The following is a 23,879-nucleotide window of genomic DNA, read 5'->3' on the forward strand; positions in this document are numbered from 1 at the left end:
TCAGCCCTGTTCCGGGAACCATTTATCGACCAGAGACCGTGAACGCTCAATTTCCTGCTGCCAGGTTTGATCGCCCACCACAGTGGGTTTGAGCAAAATCACCAGCTCGGTCTTGGTCTGCACTTTATTGATATTGCGGAACAGATACCCCAGTCCCGGAATATCCCCCAACAAAGGCACTTTGGTTTCCTGATCTTTCAGTGATGACTTCATCAGCCCGCCGATCACCACCACATCGCCGCTGCTGGCATGAATCACCGAATCGGACTCTCGCACCGAACTTCGGGCCAGTGGCAGGCTGTAAGTGCCGAAGGTATCGCCGAGGGCAATATCTTTCACTTCTTCCGTGACTTCGACGACAGTGGGATGAACGTGCAGCAATACGCCACCATCATCATCAATCTGCGGCGTCACATCGAGTGAGATCCCCGAGAAAAACGGTGTCAGAACAACTTCCGGAGAAGCCACGCCACCGTCACTGACGGCTTCACCGCCATCCACTTCGGTGACAAAATACTGATCGCCGCCGACTTTGATCACCGCTTTCTGGTTGTTTGCTGCGGTCACGCGCGGGCTGGATAACACATTCAAATCGCCCTGAGTTTCGAGAAAACTCAGCACAGCCGAGAAGTTCCCGTCAGAAATCGTGATATTGGTCTGCCCGTCCAGCAAATTCGCAATCTCATTGCCGCCCGGCAGTAAGGAGGGCCCGGTCCGGCCAAAGTTAATGCCCGTTCCGCCAATCGTCTTGGTAATATTGCTCCAGTTGATGCCCTGCTGATAGCTGTCGCTCAGTGTCACTTCCATGATCTTGGCTTCCAGCACTACCTGACGCTGCAGACGTTTTTTCGAGACGCCCAAAAATTCTCGGACTTCACGCAACTCATTTGGGAAAGCTTTCACGGTCAGCAAACTGGCCTGAGGGGACACCACAATGCTTCGGCCCTGCCCGGTACCAATCATGGCCTGCACGGCCAGTTGCAACTGATTCCAGAAATCGCTGTCTGTACGGGTTTCAATCCGGGTACCGCCTGTCGAATAGGACGAGCGCTCACTGGTGTCATTCCGGCTGCGGCTGTCCTCATCCGTATCCCGACTGCGACTGGAACGATCCGACTGATAGTTATCATCGTTATTCGGGTCACTGATGGAACCCGTGGTCAGGGACGTCAGGGAGATCCCGCGGCGTTGCAGCTGCAGATAATCAACCGGAATCACTTCCGTTCGTAATGTGGCGGGAAAAACCTGAATCATGTTGCCTTTACGCAGGATATGGTAGCCATAGATATCGGAAGCCACATCCAGCACTTCATCCAGCGTGACATCCTGCAGCGTGAGCGTCACCCGGCCACTGACCTGTGGATGAATCACCATGTTAAACGCTGTGCCATGGACCAGACTGCCAAAAAACGCCCGGGCATCGACCTGACGGGCATTCACCCGAAAGCGTCGTTCATAAGCGCTGCTGCGACCATAACCCGGCCGGTTCAGGCTGGGCATGAGATCGGCATTGACGGCCGCAGGCAGATCAGTCAGCGGTCGGCTCTGGGCCTCATTCGCGGCCTGATTCAACGCTTCCTGTACATCAACAGGCTTGTGATGCCCCATGTTCGTCGAACAGGCTGCCAGTAAAGTTGTTGTGATCCCAATGAAGAATAAGCGCATGTCAGTCCACTTCATTCGTTAATTTTGATTTGATCGTGATACAGGGCCAGTCGCCATTCCCGACCGCCACGCTGAAGCACAACGCTGTCATCTTTCACCGACTTCAGGGTGTATCCCTGTATCTGCCCGCCGGGCAGCACCAGTTGATTGTCCAGAATGACACTGCATCTCTGCTGCTCCGGGCAAACAATGCCCTGTAATTCGGGCAATCGCCGGGAAACGGTTTTCTTCTCCGCCGGTGCCTGCCAGCCCAGTGGGGCAGTCGGATCACTCTCCGCCATGACCCCGGGGCTGAGCAACATCAGCAACCCAATGACCCAAATTGTTCTAGCCACCAATAAAATCCTTACTTTCGCCCAACGTGTAGACATCCAGTGTGATATCCGACCATGGATACTCGTCCACCCGGTAATCCAGGCTGCGCCAGTAGTACTTCACTGGCAGCGCTTCGAGCTGCTGGAGGTAAGTCACCAGATCAAAATACCGGCCCCGCAACGTCAGCCTGACCGGATGGATGTAATACCCGGCATCTTCGCCGTTAATCAGTTGTGCCGGAGACAGGGATTCAAGCGAGACCAGCTTCAGCCGTTGCGAATGCTGCAGGACCTGATCCATCAGCGTGGCCATCTGCACCGGGGTCACCAGACTGGCCACCCGCTCTTTCAAGGCTTGGTCCAATTCCCGGTGACTCACTTTCAGCTGGCTGATTTTGACATCCAGCGCCTGATCCGGGTCCTGCCTGAGTTGCCGCTCGATCTGAATCAGTTCACCCGTACTGCGGATCAGTTCGTTCTGGGTGGATTGCAACTGCCGCTCCACCCCAACCAGCATTTTCTCTATCGGTTCAATCAGGAGCTGATAGCCCCCCAGCAGCAAGACCACCCAACCCGTGATCGCCACCAGCCATTGTTCTCTGCGATTGAGCTGCTCAAAGCGCTCCACTAATCTTGACCACTGATTCATGGCTGCGGCTCCTGTTCATCGCGACGCTGGGCCTGCAGTGAAAACGTCACGATATTGTCTTCATTCCGGCCCAGAGACATGACCTCAAAGCGGCGATTGGCCAGTTGCGGATGCAGACTGAAGCTTTGAATCCAGCCCGGCACCGCATTCGGAGTACGAGCGACCCCTTCCAGATCCAGCTTCCCGCCCTGAACATGGATCCGGTTCAATGAGATATCCTGGCTGGCTGCTTGTGCGAGTTGCTTCAACATGCCGGCAAATCCGGCTTGCAAACTTTGATCATGCATGGCAATCGCTTTCAGCGTCGCCTGCTTGGCCACCAGTTGCTGTTCCAGATCCCCGCTCAGTTTCACTTTCAGTTCGCTCGGCATATGACGCGACAGGGCCACTTTTGCTGCGGACAGTGCCTTTTGTTTGTCGTTCAGTAAGCTTTGTTCCTGCGTCAGTCGGGTTTGGGCGCGCACTTCCTGCCATTGCAGCCAGCCCGCAACAGAAGCAACCAGCACAGCACCCACCGCCCAGCCTGCCACCAGATTCGGCAGCGTGAGCCATCGCGACTGGGGTTTCAGACTTTCATGAAACAGATTCAGTAGTGGCGGCTGCTCAAGAGCCGCCCAAGCGATCCTTGCATCAAAAGTCGTCAGAGATTCAGGCGCCTTGGAGACAGGCACAACCGCGACATTCAGCCGCTGCCGGAGCGCTTCGGCGAGCTGGGGGTTATCCTCTTGATCGCAGCTCACCAGCACCTGTGCAATCGGTGCATCCCGTAGTTGCGCACTGAGAAAATCCAGTGAGCGCTGAAGCTCCAGAGCCAGCCCATCCATCTGTAATGACGCGGCATCATCGCCTAAAAGGGGTTGGGAAAATCCACGTAACTGACGCTGAAAGCACATGACCTGCTGTTTAAATGCGGTCAGCTGCAGCCCGGACTTCTGGCGGGCATGCAGCACCAGCTGGCTCTGATTTTCAGCAGTCAGTGCTCCCAAAACCACTTCATCTGTGGTGATAAATTCGGGATGACAGCCCAGCGACAAGCAGATTGATACCAGCTGTTGGGCGAGTTTTCGCTGAGTCACAACAACCTGAAGCCGATCTTTCAAGGGTTCATCAAAACCGTCAGCGACCAGATTGGCCGGGGGTTCTGTCACCAGATCCTTGACCAGAAATGGCAGCGCACTGGCGAATTCCTGACGTGGAATGGCGGGTTTATCGATGACCAGACTCTGATACAGACCGTGTCCGAGGACAAAACGTACAGCGCAACCGGTCAGTTGATGCTTGAGGATCAGTTGCTCAACAGCACGGGGCCAGGCATCCCGTGTGGGCACATCCTGACTGTCCGTGATCCAATCCGTACCCGATTCTGATTGGCAGACTAGTGTGAGTTTTTCTTCAAATACTGCAAAACTGACAACTTTACTGACAGTTTTTCGCTTGATGAGCTTTTTAATCAGCATGTTAATCAACCCGTTTTATTGCACTATTTTCAGGTAAAGATCACACGGAGTGATGGGGGAACTGACCTTTTGATGTCAATTGTTTGACCGATGATACCCTTAGCATTCAACTGAGTATAGAATAATCAACTTTTGTGACGGATTTTTTTGACCGCTTCACATCATCGACGCTTTCCTGCACGAATCTGAGTGAAATCCCGCTCAGACTCAAAAAATCGTCCCTGACCGCCTTTTATGCCGAGCTGCTGCAAAATGGACCACTCACGATCATTCTCGACACCGACGGCAATCACAGTCACATCACTATTGGCACAAGCCCCCAGCATACTGCGGACAAATAACTGGTTTTCCTGACGCTGATCGATATCTCGGATCAGGCTCCGGTGCAGTTTGATATAACTGACGTTGGCGTCTTTGATGTAATGCGTACTGACAATGGTCCGGCCAGCCTGATCGACGCCCAGATGACACCCCAGGCCGGTCAGCATCTTGAGGAAATGTCGAATGGCATCAATGTGACGGGACAGATTCCGCTCCGGCACTTCCACACTCAACCGCTTCAGCACATGTCGGGGGTCTGGAGCAATTCATCCCGGAACCAGCGCAGAAAGGCTTTATCCAGCATCGATTCGACGCTGATGTTCACGGCAAAATTGTCCAGTGTCGGGCCATGCTTCAGCAGATGCAGTGCCTGACGGATCACCTGCTTGTCCATCCGAACCTGGAATCCGACCTGCTCTACTGCCGGTAAAAAACGCGAAGCTTTCAGCAAAGCGCCGTTTTCATCTTTGATTCTCGCCAGCAGTTCCCGATGCAGTAAATGATGACGATCTCCCGCAAACGCCGGCTGCTGATACAACTGCAACCCGTCCTGACTGAAGACCTGCTCCAGCAAGGTCCGCCAACGAACACTGCCCCGCGTGTCTTCTCCCTGTGGATCTTTTTGGAAGACAGACCAGCTGTTCGCGCCCTGTAACTGAGCACTGCGCAGCGCCATATCCGCCTCATCCATGATGCGTCCCCGACGTTCGCCGCTGGCAAAATAAGTCATGCCGATATGGCACCAGTTATCCCGTTGCAACGGTAATGCAGGCGAGAGACGCTCAAGCGCTTTCAGTAACTGACTGGTAAACAGATTCACTTCTTTGCTCGGCTGCTGCAGCAGCATGATGGCAAATTCCGCTTCGAAATAGCGGGACAAGACGCTGTCTGGATAACGCTGAACCATATTGGACAGCACCATCCCAACATCCTGAATCAGTTCATCGGCCACAATCTTGCCCTTCGACAGCAGCAGTTCTTCCCAGTCTGCAATCCGCACCAGAATGACAGCGCCGTGGTTGTCCTGATCCTGCACCACCGACTGCAAGCGGCTGTCGAACAACACCCGGTTTGCTGAGCCGGTCAGTTGATCCAGGAAGGTGTGAGTCCGGATAAAAGTATCGAACCGGCTGCGTTCCTGCCGGGCATCTTTCAGTTCAGAAATCAGTTTATCCAGTGCCAGACTGGCCGTATCCGGCCATTCCTGTTCAGCACCAGTGGCGTGCTCATCCAGCCGTCCCGCCAGCAGCATCCGGCCCCGCTCTTCCAGCAGCTCGGAACCATGCAGCTGTCGTTTCAGCCAGTTCACCCCCCAGACCAGTCCGGCGATGATCATCATGATCGCCAGACTGATTGAAGACATCGCTCCCAAGGAATAAGTCAGTTCAGTGTAGGGCGGGATTGACTGAATCCGAACGGTATATCCGGGATTGAGCGTCAGCGGAAAGGTGGTCTGATACAGGATGTTGGGATCATCAATCTTTTGCAGGCCCTGGAACTGATACACAGATCCGGCTTCATTGCTGACATCCAGCGACACCACATTGCTGGACTTAAGCAATTTCGGTAGCCAGCGGGTCAGCGACTGAGAGCCCTGTGGATCGGCCATTTCCTGATCGATCACTTCCACCATACCGCCAAGATAATGGTGCAGATAGTCCTGCCCCAGCTTCCGGAAGCTGATAGCACCACCAATAAAAATGACAAACATGGCGCAAATGACAATAAGGGTGACAAAAGCGACCAGTCGATTGGTCAGCTTCATCCCTGAGGCTTTTCTCATTCAGTATCCAACTTTACTCAAAAACTATTTCAAAACCGCACGGCACTGTGGTCAACTTCCCCACACTCAGCTGAAAATTTTAAAACGTCTGCGACCACAAAAAAATACCACTGGACGTGAAACACGTCAGTGTGCGGTACGACAGTTTCCTGTTTTGCCATCTTCGGGCGCCGGGCAAAGACTGCATCTTATTGGAGAAACATGGACTGGATCACCTGCACCAAAAGTTTTGTCACCGTTGTGGAACAGGGTTCACTGGCACAGGCCGCGAGCACCCTGAATACCTCCAGTTCCGCATTGTCGAAACGACTGTCATGGCTGGAGAAACAATTGGGGGTGCAATTACTCAAACGGACCACCCGGAATCTGACGGTCACGGATGCAGGGAAAGTTTTCTACCGGCGCAGTGTTCATCTGCTGGATGACTGGCAACAGATTCTGGCAGAAACCACCTCGACCTATGGCGAAGTCCGCGGTGTGCTGCGGATCGGCGCGCCTCTGGCAACCGGCAGCCGGGTACTGGTGCACTATCTGGATGAATTTCTGAAAACCTATCCCAATATTCAGGTCGAACTGCATACAGTCACGCCGGGACAACTGCCGGATCTCAATCTGGACGTGTTTATCAGCCGGGAACTGACCGACTTCAATTCCACCAGCTATATCGCCACCCGGCTCTTCAGTTTTCAGGCGGGATTTTATGCCGCACCCGGTTATCTGGAAGACTGGCCTTTGATTGAAAGCCCGGAGCAACTCACCCAGCACAATTGCCTGTTATTTGGCAGTCACGGTCATGAGCAGGAACATATCTTCGAAAATAACCGCCGGCTGCGACTGCGTGGTAATTTCACCACTCAGAACCCGGAAGCGTTAGTCGCTGCGGCCGTTGCGGGCATGGGATTGATTCTGGTCGGAGAAAATACAGTGAAGCGGGAATTGAGTAATGGTTTGCTGGTGCCGGTATTACCTGAACTGAAACAGCCGCTGAACGCAGCGTATGCTTATTACCCCAAGCTCAATTACAACCACACCAAAACCAAATTATTTATTGATTTCATCAAGCAAAAAGCAGGCGCAACAGGTTGAAACAGCACCAGCCCGAGTCAGACGCACGGGCTGGCTGAACCGATTCAAGCCTTAGCCAAAAAACAGCCAATAAAGGACATAGCCGAGACTCAGAACCCAGAGTTTGGTTTTCCAGGAAGCGGTCACCAACATCCAAAGCAGCGCAAAGGGCAGCGTGAGCATCATCATGACCCACATCATCGGGCTGAATGCCGTAGGATCCGTTTCGGAATCCGTTTCTGATGTCGCCGCCGGGGTGACCACCTGAGGGGACACGCTGTCTGCTTTTGCAGCCTGACGCTGTGCTGCCTTTTGCTGCTGCGTCAACGCCAGCTCCGGCGCCGGTTTTTCATGAGGCTGCCACCAGCGGGATCTCGGCGATTCTCCGCGAGCGACTTTTAACCTGAACAGTCGTTTGTTCAGTTCACCCATTTTGCCCTTGGGCACGCTGAATCCGTACTGACGCTTCAGACGCACCACCTGCTTTTGCAGCGGGATACCTTTTTCCGGATTGACCATCGCAACGAAGTTGGCATACCCGGCCAGGCTCTGAAACAATTCGCCTTTGCCCCATTGCTTTCCAGCCGGGCCATCGAGCTCAACCTGCCGCAGCACGGCCCGAAACTGCTTCAGCGTTTTCCGCTCGACTGACAGGCCATCATTGACCACAACGCCGGTCACTTCCTGACGCTGATGACGCCGCATCACCCGGGTTTTCTCCGGATGAACCACAAAGCCTTCATCCGCAACAATCTGTTTGCATCGCCAGAGTAACGACTGCACTTTGCTGACATCATCGCTGGAAAAGGTCAGATCATCGGCGTAACGGGTATAGGTGAATCCCAATTTATCCGCCATGCCCTGTAAACGGGCATCCATTCTCCGGCACAGCAGATTACTGATTGCCGGACTACAAGGCGATCCCTGTGGCAGCACATGTTCGCCCTGCGCGACATGCCAGATTTTGCCATCCATCTCGACAGCTTGCGTCACCGGCTTGGTGGCGATCAGTGCAAAGGTGGTTGCCAGTTCCTCGCTGTACCCCAACTGGTGAAACATGCCTTTGACGCGCCGATAAGAGATGGTCGGGAAAAAATCTTTCAAATCCAGATTGATCACCACGGCTTTGCCAACATGTGGTCTGGCATTACTGACGATACTTCGCTCCGGCACAAAGCCATGTGCGGCGTCATGCACCGGAATCCGGGTGAGAACTGCATCCAGCAACCAGTACTGTGCACGCTTCATCCGAGGCATGGGCGCCGAAATGATCCGGGTACCGCCCGATTTTTTCGCGACTTCAAAATCCTGATAATGGCTGACCGGAGAAACCTCTTTGCGGTAACACAAAAAACGCAGTTCCGACATCGGGATGGCCATACTGCCCGCCACCTCTGCCACCGACTGAAAGTGCATCAGCTGATAGCGGGACAACCGCAACGGATCCGATGTTTTCCGCGCTAAGCCACCGGAAACACTTTCTCCCAGAAAGGTAAATGCCTCTCTCTGCCGCTGGTACCAGGCCAGCGCCTTTTCAAACCGGGTTTGGTTCCGGGCAATCCGGGTTTGCTCCCGTTTTTCCAGCGCAGCCTTTTTGCGGGCCTTGTGCATGGCGGCCAACGCCTTCTCCGGGTCGCTGTAGAGCCTGTCCAGTTGGGTCAGCGTCCGCAGCCGGGTTATCAGCGCTGTGCGTTTGGCCACAAAGCGTTCCGTCAGGCTGGGTTGATCTTTATCGGATTTCCAGAATCCAAGCCGGATCATTTCACGCAGGATATAGTCATCTTTGCTGGACTGACGAATCCGGTCATAAATCTGCTGACGGGTCAGTTTCGGAGACGGATCCTGCACAGTCTCCGCCGATTGGTGTTTATTTGAATCAGACATGGCGGGATACCACTGGTCGCAACTGAACAGGAGCCCATGCAGTGAAGGGCTGAATGGAAAGTCGGAAGAGAGTTGGCAGCGCAGCCGCTTCCTTCGAAGAGTTCTCAGTACTGGTGCAATCAACTCGATGCCGCACGTTACCTATGTCGCTCGTTGACTTCTGCGAAGTCAAACCGCAATAGCGATATAGGTGACTGTGCGGCCCAGTTAAGATTGGGCCAGTGACGCGTGGGTAGTCTTTCCACCAGAATGGCGATCCACCATTCGCGATGCAAGGTTCCGGAGCCGCGCTGCCATGAAACCGCATTGTATGCATCTGACGTCGCAAGGCAACCGGTAACCGGGCATTCAGTGAGCCGGATTCAGGAAATCGGTTCATCACAGCGCCCCTCCGGCACAATGAAGCCGCAACGCCAGCATGTGCTCGCAGGGCCCCTGACGCAATTGATGCTGGCGCGAGAAGGAACACTCACACTGCGCCTGAATCAGACGCTGATCCGAGTCGATGGTCAGCTGGACCTGGTGCTCCCGGCCATTGTCCATAACACTACCCGACAACTCCGCACCCCGATCGCCACGACGCATCGCTCCCGGTGACACCAAACGGGCCTGAACAAAGTTCGCCGCCTTTCGCTCTCTGTCGTTCCTGAAACGAACCGCTTCCAGATCAACCGGCGTGTTGTAGAGTTGACGGATCCGGTAAACGTCCATTTCGATGTCATAAAGCACCAGACCTAACTGACTGTACTGCGCCAGCGCCGATTTCACGACACTCAGGTCCAGATTGAGCTGGGATGCCAGACGCGGCGCGCTTTCCAGATGGCGGGCTGCCAGCAGGTCATACACCCGTTGACGGGTCAGCGCATCCACCGCTTCTCTCGGTGCCAGCAGATCAAAATTTCCGGATCTGGACCAGTCATTGGCACTCCAGCCAGACAGGCCCAGGGTGAACGACATTGGGCCGAGATGTGCCACATAAAACGAAGGGAAACCATCCCCCATCAGAAACACATCAAACGCGTCCGCCACCGGAAGCAGACGTTCAAGAATCAAGAGACGGCGCCGCCCCCAGATCCGGATCGTCTGCGGGGTTTCGCCCTGATAAATTGAGCGATCGAATTGCAGAACATCATTCCAGGGCTCCATGATCACGCGAATGGGCTGTCCCGGTTGCAGAACAAACTTCATGGCCCGTGGTCCGGTGTCTTCTTTTTTCCGTTTCAGATGCAGACACAGGTTGTGAATGTCCATCGGCTGCAGACGCAGTTTCACCATCGGCAAGGTCATCGCTGAACTCACCTGCAGAAATCCCCGCACCCAGCTTTCAGGCAGATCGATCTTTTTCTCGTCAAACCCGCCTCCACCAGACGTCTGAATCTGAAACCCTTCCGGATCAATTTTCAGAAATGTGGTGCGGTAATCCCGGATCTTCTGAAACGCCTGATATAACCCCTGCGAATAATCAATGTTTGTGGTGCCAAAGGCCTGATCGGTCACATGTTCGAAGACATCATAACGACAACTCAGTTTGCCGTAGCTGGATTCATCTTCCGAGAAGCACTCAAAAAACACCTGATCCGGGTGCACGGTGATCACCGGGTCCAGCACATACCAGGCATCCAGATCCTGCTTGTACAGGTAATCAAAATATTTTGCCTGCGCTTTGTAAAAAGGTCCCATCACCGCATCAGCCTGAGCCTTCATTACTGCCAGCTCTTCCTGAACGGATTGGCGCTCTTTTCGGTGACTCTCGGCGACTTCGCCGAATTCTGCCAGCAGCCGGGATTCCTCGCTGGTCAGCCAGCGCTGATAGTCATCGCGGTTCTTGGGCTGGAATCGCATGTCCGAGATCACCACCTGATGCAGACAGGAAATCGCCTCCCGGAAACGTCGCTTGTCTTTCAGTTCCCCGACAAAGAATGTTGGCGGGCGGGACAAGTCCGGCGCAAAGGTCATTTCCGCATGCTGACGGCCAGAGTCCACCTGAGACTGGCGGGTATAACGATAAGTGACTTCCATGGTTACTCCTTGCGTTCAGCCAGTTGGCGAACCGGACGCGGTCTGATCCGGGCGGGTAAATCCACCGCTTCGTGCGCTTGTGTTAAGTGCATCATGAGCTTGAGATAAGCCGCTTTGTCTTTATGTACAGATGTCAGCGACAACCGTGTCAGCAACGCGCAGACCATGTCGCGGATCTGAGCGGTGCTGGCTGCCTGTTCACTCAGGAACTGCAACACCCGATCTTTGGCCTGACGACCTGCATTGACCCGAGATAAAACCGACAGGAAATAGGGTCGGAGTGCCAGAATCATAGCTTCATTTCCGGCGGCATAGTCCGGCAGCAACGCACTGACAAAGTCTTCCACCAGCGGCGACGGATGCTGGCTCAAATGCAGTAAATAGTGCTGCCCGTCCGCAGCCTCAAAATAACGCTCGAGCAAGCCACGGCCAAACAACTGAACCTCGGTCTCGACGCTGTCGCACACCGCGATAATCTGTTCTGCCGGCCAGTCTTCCCGGTGCATCTGCTGTTCACAAAACGTAAAACCGAACGCTTGTGTATCCGGCCAAGGGCTTTCCAGGACCGGCAGTAATCCGTCGGGATGTGTTCGGAGTGCATCCGGGTCGCGCTCAAAATAGGCCTGCGCCAGCGCCCTGAGCCCAGCCGTCGGACTCGACAGCAGGCGGAACCATTGATCGCCGGACAGCGCACGGGCAGCTCCCGCTTCTAAATAAATGACGGCTTCAGACTGAACCAGCTCTGATCTCGCGGTTGCCAGCAACCAGAGTGCACCCTGATGATTTTGCTGAAGCGCCCGGTCAAACTGCTGTCGGAGAAATTCAGCCAGCTGCTGCTGGAGCCTCTGATCGAGTTTTCGGCGGTTCAGCAACTGCAGCACCTGTTCGAACAGATGCTCCCGTTGATTGGAGCGCGATTGCATCGACACCGTCAGGACGGCCAGAATCGCTTCCTGCGCTGGCGGGGCGCTTTGCGTGAGTAATGCCAGTAATGAGTCCAGCCGTGATGCCAAGTCATCCGGGGTCAGTTTCTTGAGCAATACAATGCTGAACGCACGGATCGCTTCCGATGACGCACTGTGAATGATGTCCAGAACATCAGGTCTGATGTCGCTGTAGCGGATCGGCATCGCGTCCAGACATTTGCAACCCAGCCAGAGTTTTGCCGGACAGCCGGACCGGAGCAAGGGCTCGACCTGTTCCAAGGTCAAGCGTGCAAACGCACTGCCGCAAGTCTGTTGCAACCAGGCAAACACACCGGGTAAATGCTGGTGCTGACTCATATCGGTGGCGAGAAAACAGGACAGGCAATCATCCAGCAGGCGATTCTGATCGAGATAAGCCAATGCGGATCGGGCCGATTCACTGCTGAGCCAGTGATGGAATGGCGCACTGTTCACGCAGAGCAAAGATGCCAGCAATGGGGTGTCACTGCGCAAGTCACGCTTCAGGCTCAGCTGCGCAAGCGCAAACTCATTCACCGCAGCCACATCGCTGCTCAGCAGCGTGAATAGATCTTCGCTCGTCAGCGGTTCACGCGCCACATCCACCGCCAGCCATGCCAGCGCAAACTGCTGCGCTGCGGGATACGGTTTGAGGGCCAGCGCAATCAGCGTGGCTCTGGGCAACGACTGACAGGCTTCGTGACTGTCAGACAAGGCACGGATCGCAAAATCTGAAACCGCCTCGCAGCGGCTATGCGTGGCAATGTTGATCAAAGATGACGGTGCCTGATCCCACAAATGCGGGAAAGCTTCGCCCCGTCCTGCAAACGAAACATCCGGGCATTCACGCCAGATCCCACGTGCATTTTTCTGATAACGGGGATCCTGCGTCCGGATGATGGCATTCAGAATCGGTGACTTCGCAACCGGCAAACCGTGTTCGGTATCGCAGTAACCCAACAGCAGCGATTCAGCCATCACGGTATAATACGCGCTGCCCATGGCGCCCAGTTGCCTGAGTGTCCGCCAGCACCGGGTCATCAGATAGTGGCGTGTTTTCTGAGAGTAAGCCAACCGGGCTTTCTCAGATGCCAGTTCCTTCTGGACATGCATCCGGCCCGCTTCCGGGGTGTAATGATACTGCCAGTCCCGGATGAAAAATGCCTTTCTGTTTTCCACCCGAAGATTCAACACCGCGTAGAAATCGGCATCCAGCCGAAATTCACTCATTTTCAGCAAATAGCGCATCCCTTTGAATGCACCGGGACACAAAGGAATATCCGGCAGCAGCGCCAGCAGGGCCTGTCGCAGAGCCGGATCAAATAAAGCCTGCAGATACGCTTGTTTCAGCAAATCATTGATCGGTTGCTCGGCAGCCGCAGACCGCGACAATGCGCAAAAAGCGCGGACCTGCTCTCGGAGCAAATCCGGCTCCAGCCGTTCGCTCTGCCCCGTGATGGCCAGATAACTCTGTTCTCGCGCTTCAGGTTCCGTCAGGGAGAGGGTCACTTCCAGCGCCAGCCCGGCCAGCACCGGATTACTGTGCCGCAGATAAGGCCGGATCATGGCGATATGCTGAGATGAGCCAATTCGGCCCAGCGTCCATAAAAGACTGTAATCATGGCGCCACACATCATGGCCCAGATAACCGGCAATAATGAATGCCATATCCGGATCTTTCTCCGGCGGCAGACGCCAGATTTGCCGGGCCCTGTGCGCCGGATTTTTCTCCAGCATAATCCGTCGCCCCAGATTCACTGGCCTGTGCTCAGTCGCGCGGGCTGTCCGATCCGGCACCACATTTCCCTGATTCACTTTCGCAACCACCACAGAATCAAACACTTTTTCGGCTCGTGCCAAATCAACAGGCTCCGGTGTTTTCTGGGTTTCTTTCAGGATGGCGCCACGGTAATAGCGACGAACCACCACGGTGTATCTGGCGGCCTGATCACGCTGCAACTCAAACAATGCGACTTCATCATGCTGTTCTGAAGCCGCATCCTGCGCGCGTAATTGTGTTTTTCTGACGAGTTTCATGTTCCGTCTCAAGGCTATCTGCAACTCGTTGACTTTATCACAGCCCAGAACACTTGCTTGGCTGAAGCACACCGACTTCACGAGAACATCACAGTTTTGTCACCGCCAGCCATACCAACTGAATCGGCTTGTGCTGTTTCAGAGACTGCATGGCGGATGAATTCATCCGCCTAATCTATTTCACTTTCTGCGTGCCATAAATATCGAATTATCCGAATTTTCCGAATTTTCTGATTTGATAACGATTGTCGTCTTGAGAATTATGTGAATGATTCAACCAGCAGAGTTTATCTCTCATTTCTTACCGATACATGATTTATACGCTTGCGATTATTGCAGAAGTCTCATGATGGCATTATGAAACATTGACCTTGAAATCAGATGGTACATCAAATATTTTTACCATCTCGATATATTTTATCCCATTTTTTTCTTGCAGCCTTCCAACTTCAGTAAAGCCACTCTTTTTATAAAATCCGATCGCATATTCAGATGAGAAAACTCGAATCATACCAGCCGAGCCTTTTGTTATTTCATTGATTAAGTTTGTTGCTATTCCTCTACCATGGTAATTGCTATTTACATACATGGTATTCAAGATCACGCCACAACGCCTCATGCCAGTCACACCGACAATTTTACCTCTATGCTCTGCAACCATATACTTCTCCAGCCCTTGATGAAATGAATTTTTCACTTTCTCATATACATCAACCTCTGATTGATTGTCTTTGATACCTGAAGTGAATATATACTCATTCATGACAGAAAATATCAAACAGGCTATACCTTTTAGATCCAGGCCAGTTACATTTCGATAGATTATTTCATTCATCTGAATTCCTTTTACAGCTATATATAAAGCATTTCCAACTTTCTATGGAGAATGATTGTCTTATTCTGTACCGACCTTTTTATTCTTCGATATATGCTTATTCAGAACCTTGAACATAAAACCTTCACAGATAAAATAGGAAATCAGAAAGATAAAATGGCAAAAAAAAAAGTTTACAGCAATCGAAATGATCACTATAAACTTCCTAAAAAATTTATCTAGGTTAGGCAATCATATGCCCCCCTCGACAAAATCCACCCTCGAGTGATCCTCAGAACGGGATATCGTCGTCAAAATCCATTGGCGGCTCATTGTACTGCGGCTGAGACTGCTGAGGTGCAGACTGCTGCTGAGGCGCGTAGTTTTGCTGTTGCTTCGGTTGCTGTTGTGGTTGCTGTGGTTGTCCCCAGCCACCCTGCTGCTGCTGACCACCCATTGGCGCGCCCTGACCGCCGCCCTGACGACCACCCAGCATTTGCATCACACCGTTGAAGCCCTGAACAACCACTTCGGTCGTGAAGCGATCCTGACCGTTTTGATCCTGCCACTTACGGGTTTGCAGCTGACCTTCAATGTAAACCTGAGACCCTTTACGCAGATACTCACCAGCCACTTCAGCCAGCTTGCCGAACAGCGCCACACGGTGCCATTCTGTTTTTTCACGCTGTTCGCCGGTGGCTTTATCACGCCAGCTGTCAGAAGTCGCGATGGTGATATTTGCGACTGCACCGCCGTTCGGCATATAACGGATTTCAGGATCTTGTCCTAAGTTACCCACCAGGATCACTTTATTTACGCCACGACTGGCCATAGTTCACTCCAGGTTTTCGCTGTTGAGGCTGCCAATCCTGACACCCTTCTCTGATTCAAAGTTTATACTTAATCGCCGAGTTTAACATGGCGCGCCCCCACAGGCATAGGGTAACATCACGCTTCCCACCGCCTGACCGGACGCACAAAAGACGATCAAAGCACTGTGTTTTTATACAGTCAAGTCTTTTAAGGCCCTCAGGGCTATGCAATAATGCAAATCTATTTATTCAAGCGCTGATAACTGCAATTATGGATAAGATCGAAGTCAGGGGTGCGCGCACCCACAATCTCAAAAATATTAACCTGACGATCCCCCGGGATAAGCTCATCGTGATCACCGGCCTGTCGGGTTCGGGCAAATCATCTCTGGCATTCGATACCCTGTATGCCGAAGGTCAGCGCCGCTATGTTGAATCTCTGTCGGCTTATGCCCGCCAGTTTCTGTCTCTGATGGAAAAACCAGATGTCGACCACATTGAAGGTCTGTCTCCGGCGATCTCCATCGAGCAGAAATCAACCTCGCACAACCCGCGCTCCACCGTGGGGACCATCACAGAAATCTACGACTACCTTCGTTTGCTGTTTGCCCGTGTCGGGGAGCCGCGCTGTCCGACACATGATGTCCCGCTCGCAGCACAGACGATCAGTCAGATGGTCGACAAAGTCCTGACCCTAGCGGAAGGCAGTAAGCTGATGCTGCTCGCACCGATCGTGAAAGAACGGAAAGGCGAGCACCTGAAGACCCTAGCCAACCTGGCGGCACAGGGCTATATCCGTGCCCGGATCGATGGTGAAGTCTGCGATCTGTCCGATCCGCCAACGCTGGAATTACACAAAAAGCACACCATTGAAGTTGTGGTGGATCGATTTAAAGTCCGGGATGATCTGCAGCAGCGTCTGGCCGAGTCTTTCGAGACAGCGCTGGAGCTGTCCGGCGGTACTGTCGTTGTCAGCCCGATGGATGAAGGCGACATGGATGAGCTGATTTTCTCAGCCAACTTTGCCTGCCCTCACTGCGGCTACAGTATGCGTGAACTGGAACCGCGCCTGTTCTCGTTCAACAACCCGGCCGGTGCCTGCGGGACCTGCGATGGCCTCGGCGTTCAGCAATATTTTGACCCATCCCGCGTGGTCCAGAATGATGAGCTCAGCCTGTCTGGCGGTGCCATTCGCGGCTGGGACAAACGCAATTACTACTATTTTCAGATGCTGAGTTCACTGGCTGAACATTACGGATTTGATGTCGAAGCTCCGTTCGGCGATCTCTCCCTGAAAATCCAGAAAGTCCTGTTGCAAGGTTCTGGCACCACGAATATTGAGTTCAAGTACATCAATGATCGGGGCGATGTGACGGTCCGGCGCCATTCGTTTGAGGGGATCCTCAACAATATGGAACGCCGTTATCGTGAAACAGAATCCAACGCAGTCCGGGAAGATCTGGCCAAGTATATTTCTACCAAGCCGTGTGCCAGTTGTCAGGGTTCCCGTCTGCGCGAAGAAGCACGCCATGTCTTTATCGACAGCACCAACCTGCCTGTGGTCAGTGAGATGAGCATCAGTCAGGCGCTTCATTTCTTTACAGAACTGAAGCTGGAAGGCCAGCGCGCGCAGATTGCAGATAAGATCCTCAAGGAAATCAATGACCGTCTGACCTTCCTGGTCAACGTCGGCCTGAATTACCTCAACCTGTCGCGCAGTGCAGAAACGCTTTCTGGCGGCGAAGCACAGCGGATCCGTCTGGCCAGCCAGATTGGTGCCGGTCTCGTCGGCGTCATGTATGTATTGGATGAGCCTTCCATCGGCCTCCACCAGCGCGATAACGAACGCCTGCTCAGTACCCTGACCCGGCTTCGGGATCTGGGCAATACCGTGCTGGTTGTCGAGCACGACGAAGATGCGATTCGCAGCGCTGATTACATCATCGATATCGGCCCGGGTGCAGGCGTGCACGGCGGTCAGGTAATTGCCGAAGGATCGCTCGACGATATTCTCCGATCACCGGATTCGCTGACAGGCCACTATCTGAGCGGCAAAATGCAGATTGAAGTCCCGACAGAACGGATCGCCATAGATCCGAAGAAAGTCGTTCATCTGAAAGGGGCCAGTGGCAACAACCTGAAAAAAGTGGATGTGTCGATCCCTGTGGGTCTGCTGACCTGCGTCACCGGGGTGTCCGGATCCGGTAAATCCACGCTGATCAACGATACCTTCTTCAAGATTGCCCATCATGCGCTGAACGGCGCCACCACCGGCCAGCCTGCACCATATGATGACATTCAGGGCCTGGATCATTTCGACAAAGTCATTGATATCGACCAGAGCCCGATTGGCCGGACACCCCGTTCAAACCCGGCCACGTATACCGGTATTTTCACCCCAATCCGCGAACTCTTCTCCGGCACACAGGAATCCCGCTCCCGGGGTTATAAACCGGGGCGGTTCAGCTTTAACGTCAAAGGCGGCCGCTGCGAAGCCTGTCAGGGCGATGGGGTAATTAAAGTGGAAATGCACTTCCTGCCGGACGTGTATGTGCCTTGCGACAGCTGTAAAGGGAAACGCTACAACCGCGAGACTCTGGAAGTGAAATACAAAGGCAAAAGCATTGATGAAGTGCTGGACATGACGGTTGAGGACGCCCGGACATTCTTTGATCCTGTGCCCGCAATCGCAAGAAAACTGCAAACCCTGATGGATGTCGGCTTATCCTATATCCGACTGGGTCAGGCGGCGACGACGTTGTCCGGCGGTGAGGCCCAGCGGGTGAAACTGGCGCGGGAACTCTCTAAGCGTGATACCGGAAAGACGCTGTATATTCTGGATGAACCAACCACAGGGTTGCATTTCCACGATATCCAGCAGCTGCTCAGCGTACTGCACCGACTGCGGGATCACGGCAATACCATCGTCGTGATCGAGCATAATCTGGATGTCATCAAAACGGCAGACTGGATCATTGATCTGGGGCCGGAAGGTGGCAGTGGCGGCGGTGAAATTATCGCGACCGGTACACCAGAGCAAGTTGCTGAAGTCGCGGGATCGCATACCGCCCGTTTCCTCAAACCACTGCTGCCCGCGTTGTCCGCGGTACAGCAGGCATAATAATAACCTTGTTGGTCAGGCTGTGTGCTCAGCCTGACTGAACTGTTGATTAGCCGAGGGATCGGACAACGTGACTGTCATTCTTTTACGGGGCACCCGACTGGCCGCTGCAACGATCAGCAAGCCGCTGACTCGGCCTTTCTTGCTGACGCTGACGTTTCTGTTTTTGCTGAACATGCATTATTTTCAGCACAATCAGGGTGGTTCAGGGCTGATGTTGCCGTTCAATGTCAGCAGCTGGATCCCATTCAGCTTCGCAATTGCTATCGGTCTGCTGGAAGTCAGCCGACAGAAAATACTGCGTTATTCCCGGCTGACGCTGGTTTTCTTTCTGTGCTGTGTGATGCTCACGCTGCCCGTTTTCTATCCCGAAGCCTCCCCGGCAGGGGCCGCGAACCGGCTCTTCGCACTCTGGGCAGGATGGCTGTTTTTTGTTGCCTTGCAGCAGTTTGCTTTCAGCCAGAAACAACGTCAGCAGATTCTGTGGCTGATTCTGAAAGCCGTCTGGCTGCAGACGGCGCTGGCCTGGTACATGTTTATCTGGATCAGCCCGGAAAACGGAATTGGCTACGATACGGTGGTCAACCGGCCTTACGGTATTTTTCAGCAACCCAATGTGATGGCCAGCTTTCTGGCAACCGGTCTGGTGCTTTCAGCCTATCTGATGGCACGCCAGCCAATGGTTCAGGGCCGCTGGACCTTTCCGCATCTGGGGTTACTCTTCACACCCGTGGCCGTGATCCCCATGCTGGTCGTCCTGAGCTCACGCACCGGCTGGATCGCCGCCGTGATTGGCACATTACTCATTCTGCCCTATCTCCTGCAATTTGCCGCCCGTGTGCAGTGGCGTCTGTGGCTGCTGATGGTCGCTTTAGGGCTCAGTCTGGCCTGGAACCTGACCGATATGCTGTCCTGGGCCCCGCAACCGGGCAGAGTCTCGCTGGAAAGTGCGCGCGCCATCATCTACCCGCAAGTGACAGAAATGTTCCAGCATGCACCGATGCGGGGCGTGGGTTACGGTAATTTTGAAGCGGCTTATCTGCTGCAGACCGCTCAATGGCATCAGGCTGATCCGTCTCAGCCCTATGGGCTGCCCGGCTTGGATCATCCCCATAATGAGCTGCTGTTCTGGGCCAGTGAAGGCGGTATTCTTCCCTTGCTGGGACTTCTGCTTGCTGCCACTGCGGTTCTGGCAAAGATCCGGCGAGCACCAGCGAACACTCAGCTGGCACTGGTCGCACTGATTTTCCCAATCACATTACATACTCAGCTTGAATACCCGTTTTATCACTCACTGGTCCACTGGGTCATTTTCATTGTCCTGCTGTACTGGATTGACGCACTGAGTGCCAAATATTTCAAACAGTCGCTGCGGTTTCACAAACCCTTTCGATTCAGTGCCATCCTGTTGCCTGCAGGTGTCAGTGCCTTCATGCTGACAACCTTGTACTCAGGTGCCATGCTCACCCGTTTCGAAACAACCGTTCCGCCGGATCAGACGGCTTTAGAAAAAGTGAATAATACCTGGAGCTGGCAACACAGGTATGAATGGGATCTGTACCAGAGCCAACTGAAAAACGGGATAGCGCAGAATCATCCGGAGCAGATCCAAAACTTTATTCGCTGGGCAGATCAAAAAGCACAGGAGATTCCCAGACCCATCCTGTATCAGTTTCTGATCATTGCCCATCAGGCGTTAGGGCAGGCCAGCATGGCAGCGCATGTCAGAGAAGAAGCCATGTTCCTGTTTCCCGGACAGGATTTCAGTGATGACGCCCTGCCCGTCCTGAAAGCGCCCAGCTTACCGGCTGCTGATCCCGATTTTGCAGCAGTGGCACAGCCAGAATAAACCGGTAACGAAAACGGCTGCCGAGGCAGCCGTTGTTTAACAGGCAAGCTGTTACTGCTTTGGCTGCAACACGTCTTCCAATGCTTTCAGACACAGCGCAATATTTTCGAGACGGGCACCATAGCCCATCAGTCCAATACGCCACGCCTTACCCGCAAGCGCTCCCAAACCCGCGCCAATTTCAAGGTTGTATTTTTCCAGCAGTGTCTGACGAACTAAACCATCATCGACGCCCTCCGGAATATAGATCGCGTTCAACTGGGGTAAGCGACTCGCTTCATCCACCACAAACCGAATGCCCATGGCTTCCAGTCCTGCCTTCAGCGCCTGATGCATGTCGGCATGACGTTGCCAGGCATTTTCCAGACCTTCATTTTGCAAGCGAACCAGCGCTTCGTGCAGTGCATACAAGCTGTTGACCGGTGCGGTATGGTGATAGCTGCGTTTCCCTTCACCACTCCAGTACGCCAGCACCAGGCTTTGATCCAGAAACCAACTCTGAATCGGCGTTTTGCGTTGCTGGATTTTTTCAATCGCACGTGGTGAGAAGGTCAGCGGCGACAGACCCGGCACACAAGACAAACATTTCTGGCTGCCGGAATACACTGCGTCCAATTGCCATTCGTCAACTTTCAGCGGCACGCCCCCCAGTGACGTCACTGCATCCACAATTGTCAGGCAATCGTGCGCACGCGCCAGCCTGGACAAGGTTTCAGCATCACTGAGTGCGCCGGTTGAGGTTTCCGCATGCACAAATGCCAGAATTTTCGCATCCGGATGCGCTTTCAGTGCCGCCTCGACCGCAGCAGGATCAACCGGTTTGCCCCAGTCTGTATCCACCAGCACCGCTTCACCGCCGCAACGCACAACATTTTCACGCATCCGCTCGCCAAAAACGCCATTTCGGCAAACAATGACTTTATCTCCTGGCTCAACCAGATTCACGAAACAGGCTTCCATCCCGGCGCTGCCCGGCGCCGAAACGGCAATCGTAAACGGGTTGGTGGTTTGAAATGCGTACTGAAGTAATTGTTTCAGCTCGTCCATCATCCCGACAAACAATGGGTCAAGATGGCCCAGTGTCGGACGGCTGAGCGCCTGTAAGACCTGAGGATAAATATCCGACGGGCCGGGTCCCATCAGGGTGCGTTGTGGCGGGTAAAAACTCTGAACTGTCATGAGGTTTCTCCATCAAAATGCGCAGTAATCCTTTTTTATCAACGCATTCAAAGTGATTGGCAACGATAGTGTTTTGGCGCTATCCCCATGGAGCATACCAGAATGCGTCCGGACAGAAACCGAGCGAAGAAATTTATGCAAAGTCTGTAACAATCCAGACACAGAAAAATGCATTCAGGCATTGACAAAGCCCCCGGCTCCTATTCAATAAGGGCAATTTTTGTTCACCCTGAAATCTCTTTTTCAGGTGAAAACGGAAGAGGCGCGTTATCCAGGTATCTATGCGGCGGGGCCCCACCCCAAAGCACCATAGAGAGGGGGAGCAACGCCGAGATACGGTAAGACAGGGGCTTGCCGTATCGGCTTTGAAGGTTGAATCCTTCTGGCTGTCACCTGCAGCATCAAGCACAGGTGGAGAGCTTCTGGTCGCAGCTGTCTTTTCATGTCTCGCCGATAGGCTCTTCTGACATCAAGTCGGAAAGATTCCCCAAATTTTGCCCCATGTTTACGCTTTGTTAAGTGGGAGATCACATTGAGCCCTGTAATTTCTTCTTCAGCGTTGAACGCTGAAATCACTGTCGCAAAATTTGGCGGTACGAGTGTGGCTGATTTCATTGCAATGAGCCGTAGTGCCAAGATTGTCATTCAAAATCCAACAACCAAGCTGGTTTTGATCAGTGCCTGTTCCGGTGTGACCAATATTCTGGTCGAATTAGCCAACGGCGTTGCCGATGCTGAACACCGCACCAGCCTGATGGAGCGCCTGCGCGCCATTCACCAGAACGTCTTGGCGGATTTACAGCAACCTGAAACCATTGAAAGCGCCGTCCACGCGCTGCTGGATCAGGTCGCAGCACTGGCGGATAAGGCTGCTGAGCATAAATCAGCTGAGCTGACCGATCAGCTGGTTGCGAATGGCGAACTGCTGTCGACCTATCTGTTTACACAAATTCTGTGCGAAATGGGTGCGGATGCCGTCCGTTACGATATTCGTGAAGTTCTGCGGACGGACAGTCGGTTTGGCAAAGCCAGCCCTGAACCAGAGTTGATTCGCCAGCTGAGTGAAGAAAGTCTTTTACCACTGCTGCAAAATCAAATTGTGGTCTCACAAGGCTTTATCGGCAGTGATGAGCTGGGCCGGACAACCACGCTGGGGCGTGGCGGCAGTGACTACAGCGCCGCACTGATGGCTGAAGCCATTGATGCAGGTACGCTGGAGATCTGGACTGATGTCCCGGGCATGTACACGACTGACCCGCGTATCGCCCCCAAAGCCACGCCAATCAAAGAAATCAGCTTCAGTGAAGCCTCTGAAATGGCAAACTTTGGTGCCAAGATCTTACATCCATCGACGCTGATCCCAGCCGTTCGTCGCCAGATCCCCGTTTTTGTCGGCTCATCGAAAGCCCCGGAACAAGGTGGCACCTGGATCCGTAAAACAGTGAGTGATGCGCCCCTGTTTCGTGCGCTGGCACTGCGCAACAACCAGACCCTGATTACCCTGACCAGCCTGAACATGTTCCATGCCTACGGCTTTCTGGCCGAGGTCTTCCGGATTCTGGCTGAACACAAGGTATCGGTTGATCTGATTTCGACTTCTGAAGTCAGCGTGTCTCTGACCATGGATCAGACTGACACAGGCGGCGGCGCGCCAACGCTTCCTCCGGGAGCTCATGCAGCGCTCAGCGAACTGTGCCGCGTTGAGATTGAACAGGAGCTGTGCCTGATCTCTCTGATCGGGAACCGCATGAGCCAGACTGCCGGTTCGGTCAGTAAGGTGTTCAACACACTGGAAGAGTATAAGCTGCGGATGATCTGCTACGGCGCCAGCCCGCACAACCTGTGTTTCCTGGTCAAAACTGAGCACGCGCTGCCGATTGCCCAGAATCTGCATCGTAAGATCTTCGAGTAATTATCCATACTGCGGAGTAAAGTCGATTTCAGCGTCTTTACTCCGCTCATTGAG

14 protein-coding genes, 1 pseudogene and 1 riboswitch are annotated in these 23,879 nt (G+C 53.6%); of the genes and pseudogenes, 4 read left to right on the forward strand and 11 right to left on the reverse strand.

Annotation, left to right across the window (positions count from 1 at the left end; translation table 11 throughout):
• The 5 genes and pseudogenes from mshL to csrD all read right to left on the reverse strand — a co-directional run bounded on the left by mshL (nt 1) and on the right by csrD (nt 6,189).
• Complete coding sequence (mshL, locus tag KDD30_RS13930) at nt 1-1,665, reverse strand: pilus (MSHA type) biogenesis protein MshL (RefSeq protein WP_211650020.1); 1,665 nt, start codon at nt 1,663-1,665, stop codon at nt 1-3.
• 11 nt (nt 1,666-1,676) lie between these two features.
• Nucleotides 1,677-2,000 carry an MSHA biogenesis protein MshK gene (locus KDD30_RS13935; protein WP_249199149.1) on the reverse strand — a complete coding sequence of 108 codons (324 nt, stop codon included), beginning with the start codon at nt 1,998-2,000 and terminating at the stop codon, nt 1,677-1,679.
• The gene (gene gspM, locus KDD30_RS13940) at nt 1,993-2,628 is read right to left on the reverse strand and encodes a type II secretion system protein GspM (RefSeq protein WP_211646380.1); all 636 of its coding nucleotides are present in this window, start codon (nt 2,626-2,628) and stop codon (nt 1,993-1,995) included. The genes KDD30_RS13935 and gspM overlap by 8 nt, the downstream gene beginning before the upstream one ends.
• Nucleotides 2,625-4,085, reverse strand: a complete 1,461-nt coding sequence (locus KDD30_RS13945) for a PilN domain-containing protein (protein WP_211646381.1) — start codon at nt 4,083-4,085, stop codon at nt 2,625-2,627. The genes gspM and KDD30_RS13945 overlap by 4 nt, the downstream gene beginning before the upstream one ends.
• Nucleotides 4,086-4,246: 161 nt before the next feature.
• Nucleotides 4,247-6,189, reverse strand: a pseudogene (gene csrD / locus KDD30_RS13950) (RNase E specificity factor CsrD).
• A 201-nt stretch (nt 6,190-6,390) separates the two neighbouring features.
• On the opposite strand from csrD, the gene KDD30_RS13955 reads away from it, so the two are divergent.
• Nucleotides 6,391-7,275, forward strand: coding sequence for a LysR family transcriptional regulator (locus KDD30_RS13955; protein WP_211646382.1), 885 nt, complete (start codon nt 6,391-6,393; stop codon nt 7,273-7,275).
• 51 nt (nt 7,276-7,326) lie between these two features.
• Here KDD30_RS13955 and KDD30_RS13960 read toward each other — a convergent pair whose 3' ends face one another.
• The 5 genes from KDD30_RS13960 to KDD30_RS13980 form a co-directional block, all read right to left on the reverse strand.
• Complete coding sequence (locus KDD30_RS13960; RefSeq protein WP_211646383.1) at nt 7,327-9,138, reverse strand: reverse transcriptase family protein; 1,812 nt, start codon at nt 9,136-9,138, stop codon at nt 7,327-7,329.
• 378 nt (nt 9,139-9,516) lie between these two features.
• Nucleotides 9,517-11,157, reverse strand: a complete 1,641-nt coding sequence (locus KDD30_RS13965; protein WP_211646384.1) for a hypothetical protein — start codon at nt 11,155-11,157, stop codon at nt 9,517-9,519.
• Between the two features lie 2 nt (nt 11,158-11,159).
• Entirely contained in the window at nt 11,160-14,138 is a 2,979-nt protein-coding gene (locus tag KDD30_RS13970; protein WP_211646385.1) for a hypothetical protein, read from the reverse strand.
• A gap of 355 nt (nt 14,139-14,493) precedes the next feature.
• A complete protein-coding gene (locus KDD30_RS13975) occupies nt 14,494-14,973 on the reverse strand; it encodes a GNAT family N-acetyltransferase (protein ID WP_211646386.1) in 480 nt (159 codons plus the stop codon).
• Between the two features lie 271 nt (nt 14,974-15,244).
• The gene (locus KDD30_RS13980; protein WP_211646387.1) at nt 15,245-15,784 is read right to left on the reverse strand and encodes a single-stranded DNA-binding protein; all 540 of its coding nucleotides are present in this window, start codon (nt 15,782-15,784) and stop codon (nt 15,245-15,247) included.
• Between the two features lie 251 nt (nt 15,785-16,035).
• On the opposite strand from KDD30_RS13980, the gene uvrA reads away from it, so the two are divergent.
• Together uvrA and KDD30_RS13990 are read left to right on the forward strand one after the other, a co-directional pair.
• Nucleotides 16,036-18,885 carry an excinuclease ABC subunit UvrA gene (uvrA, locus tag KDD30_RS13985; protein WP_211646388.1) on the forward strand — a complete coding sequence of 950 codons (2,850 nt, stop codon included), beginning with the start codon at nt 16,036-16,038 and terminating at the stop codon, nt 18,883-18,885.
• A 70-nt stretch (nt 18,886-18,955) separates the two neighbouring features.
• Nucleotides 18,956-20,734, forward strand: coding sequence for a PglL family O-oligosaccharyltransferase (locus KDD30_RS13990; RefSeq protein WP_211646389.1), 1,779 nt, complete (start codon nt 18,956-18,958; stop codon nt 20,732-20,734).
• A 51-nt stretch (nt 20,735-20,785) separates the two neighbouring features.
• Here KDD30_RS13990 and KDD30_RS13995 read toward each other — a convergent pair whose 3' ends face one another.
• On the reverse strand, nt 20,786-21,913 hold the full coding sequence (locus KDD30_RS13995; protein ID WP_211646390.1) for an alanine--glyoxylate aminotransferase family protein: 1,128 nt from the start codon (nt 21,911-21,913) through the stop codon (nt 20,786-20,788).
• 249 nt (nt 21,914-22,162) lie between these two features.
• Nucleotides 22,163-22,343, forward strand: a riboswitch (Lysine riboswitch).
• Between the two features lie 102 nt (nt 22,344-22,445).
• On the opposite strand from KDD30_RS13995, the gene lysC reads away from it, so the two are divergent.
• Nucleotides 22,446-23,825 (forward strand): lysine-sensitive aspartokinase 3, encoded by a 1,380-nt coding sequence (lysC, locus tag KDD30_RS14000; RefSeq protein ID WP_256449221.1) that lies wholly within the window; start codon nt 22,446-22,448, stop codon nt 23,823-23,825.
• Nucleotides 23,826-23,879: the final 54 nt, after the last annotated feature.

It is taken from the genome of Photobacterium sp. GJ3 (assembly GCF_018199995.1).
Classification (GTDB): domain Bacteria; phylum Pseudomonadota; class Gammaproteobacteria; order Enterobacterales; family Vibrionaceae; genus Photobacterium.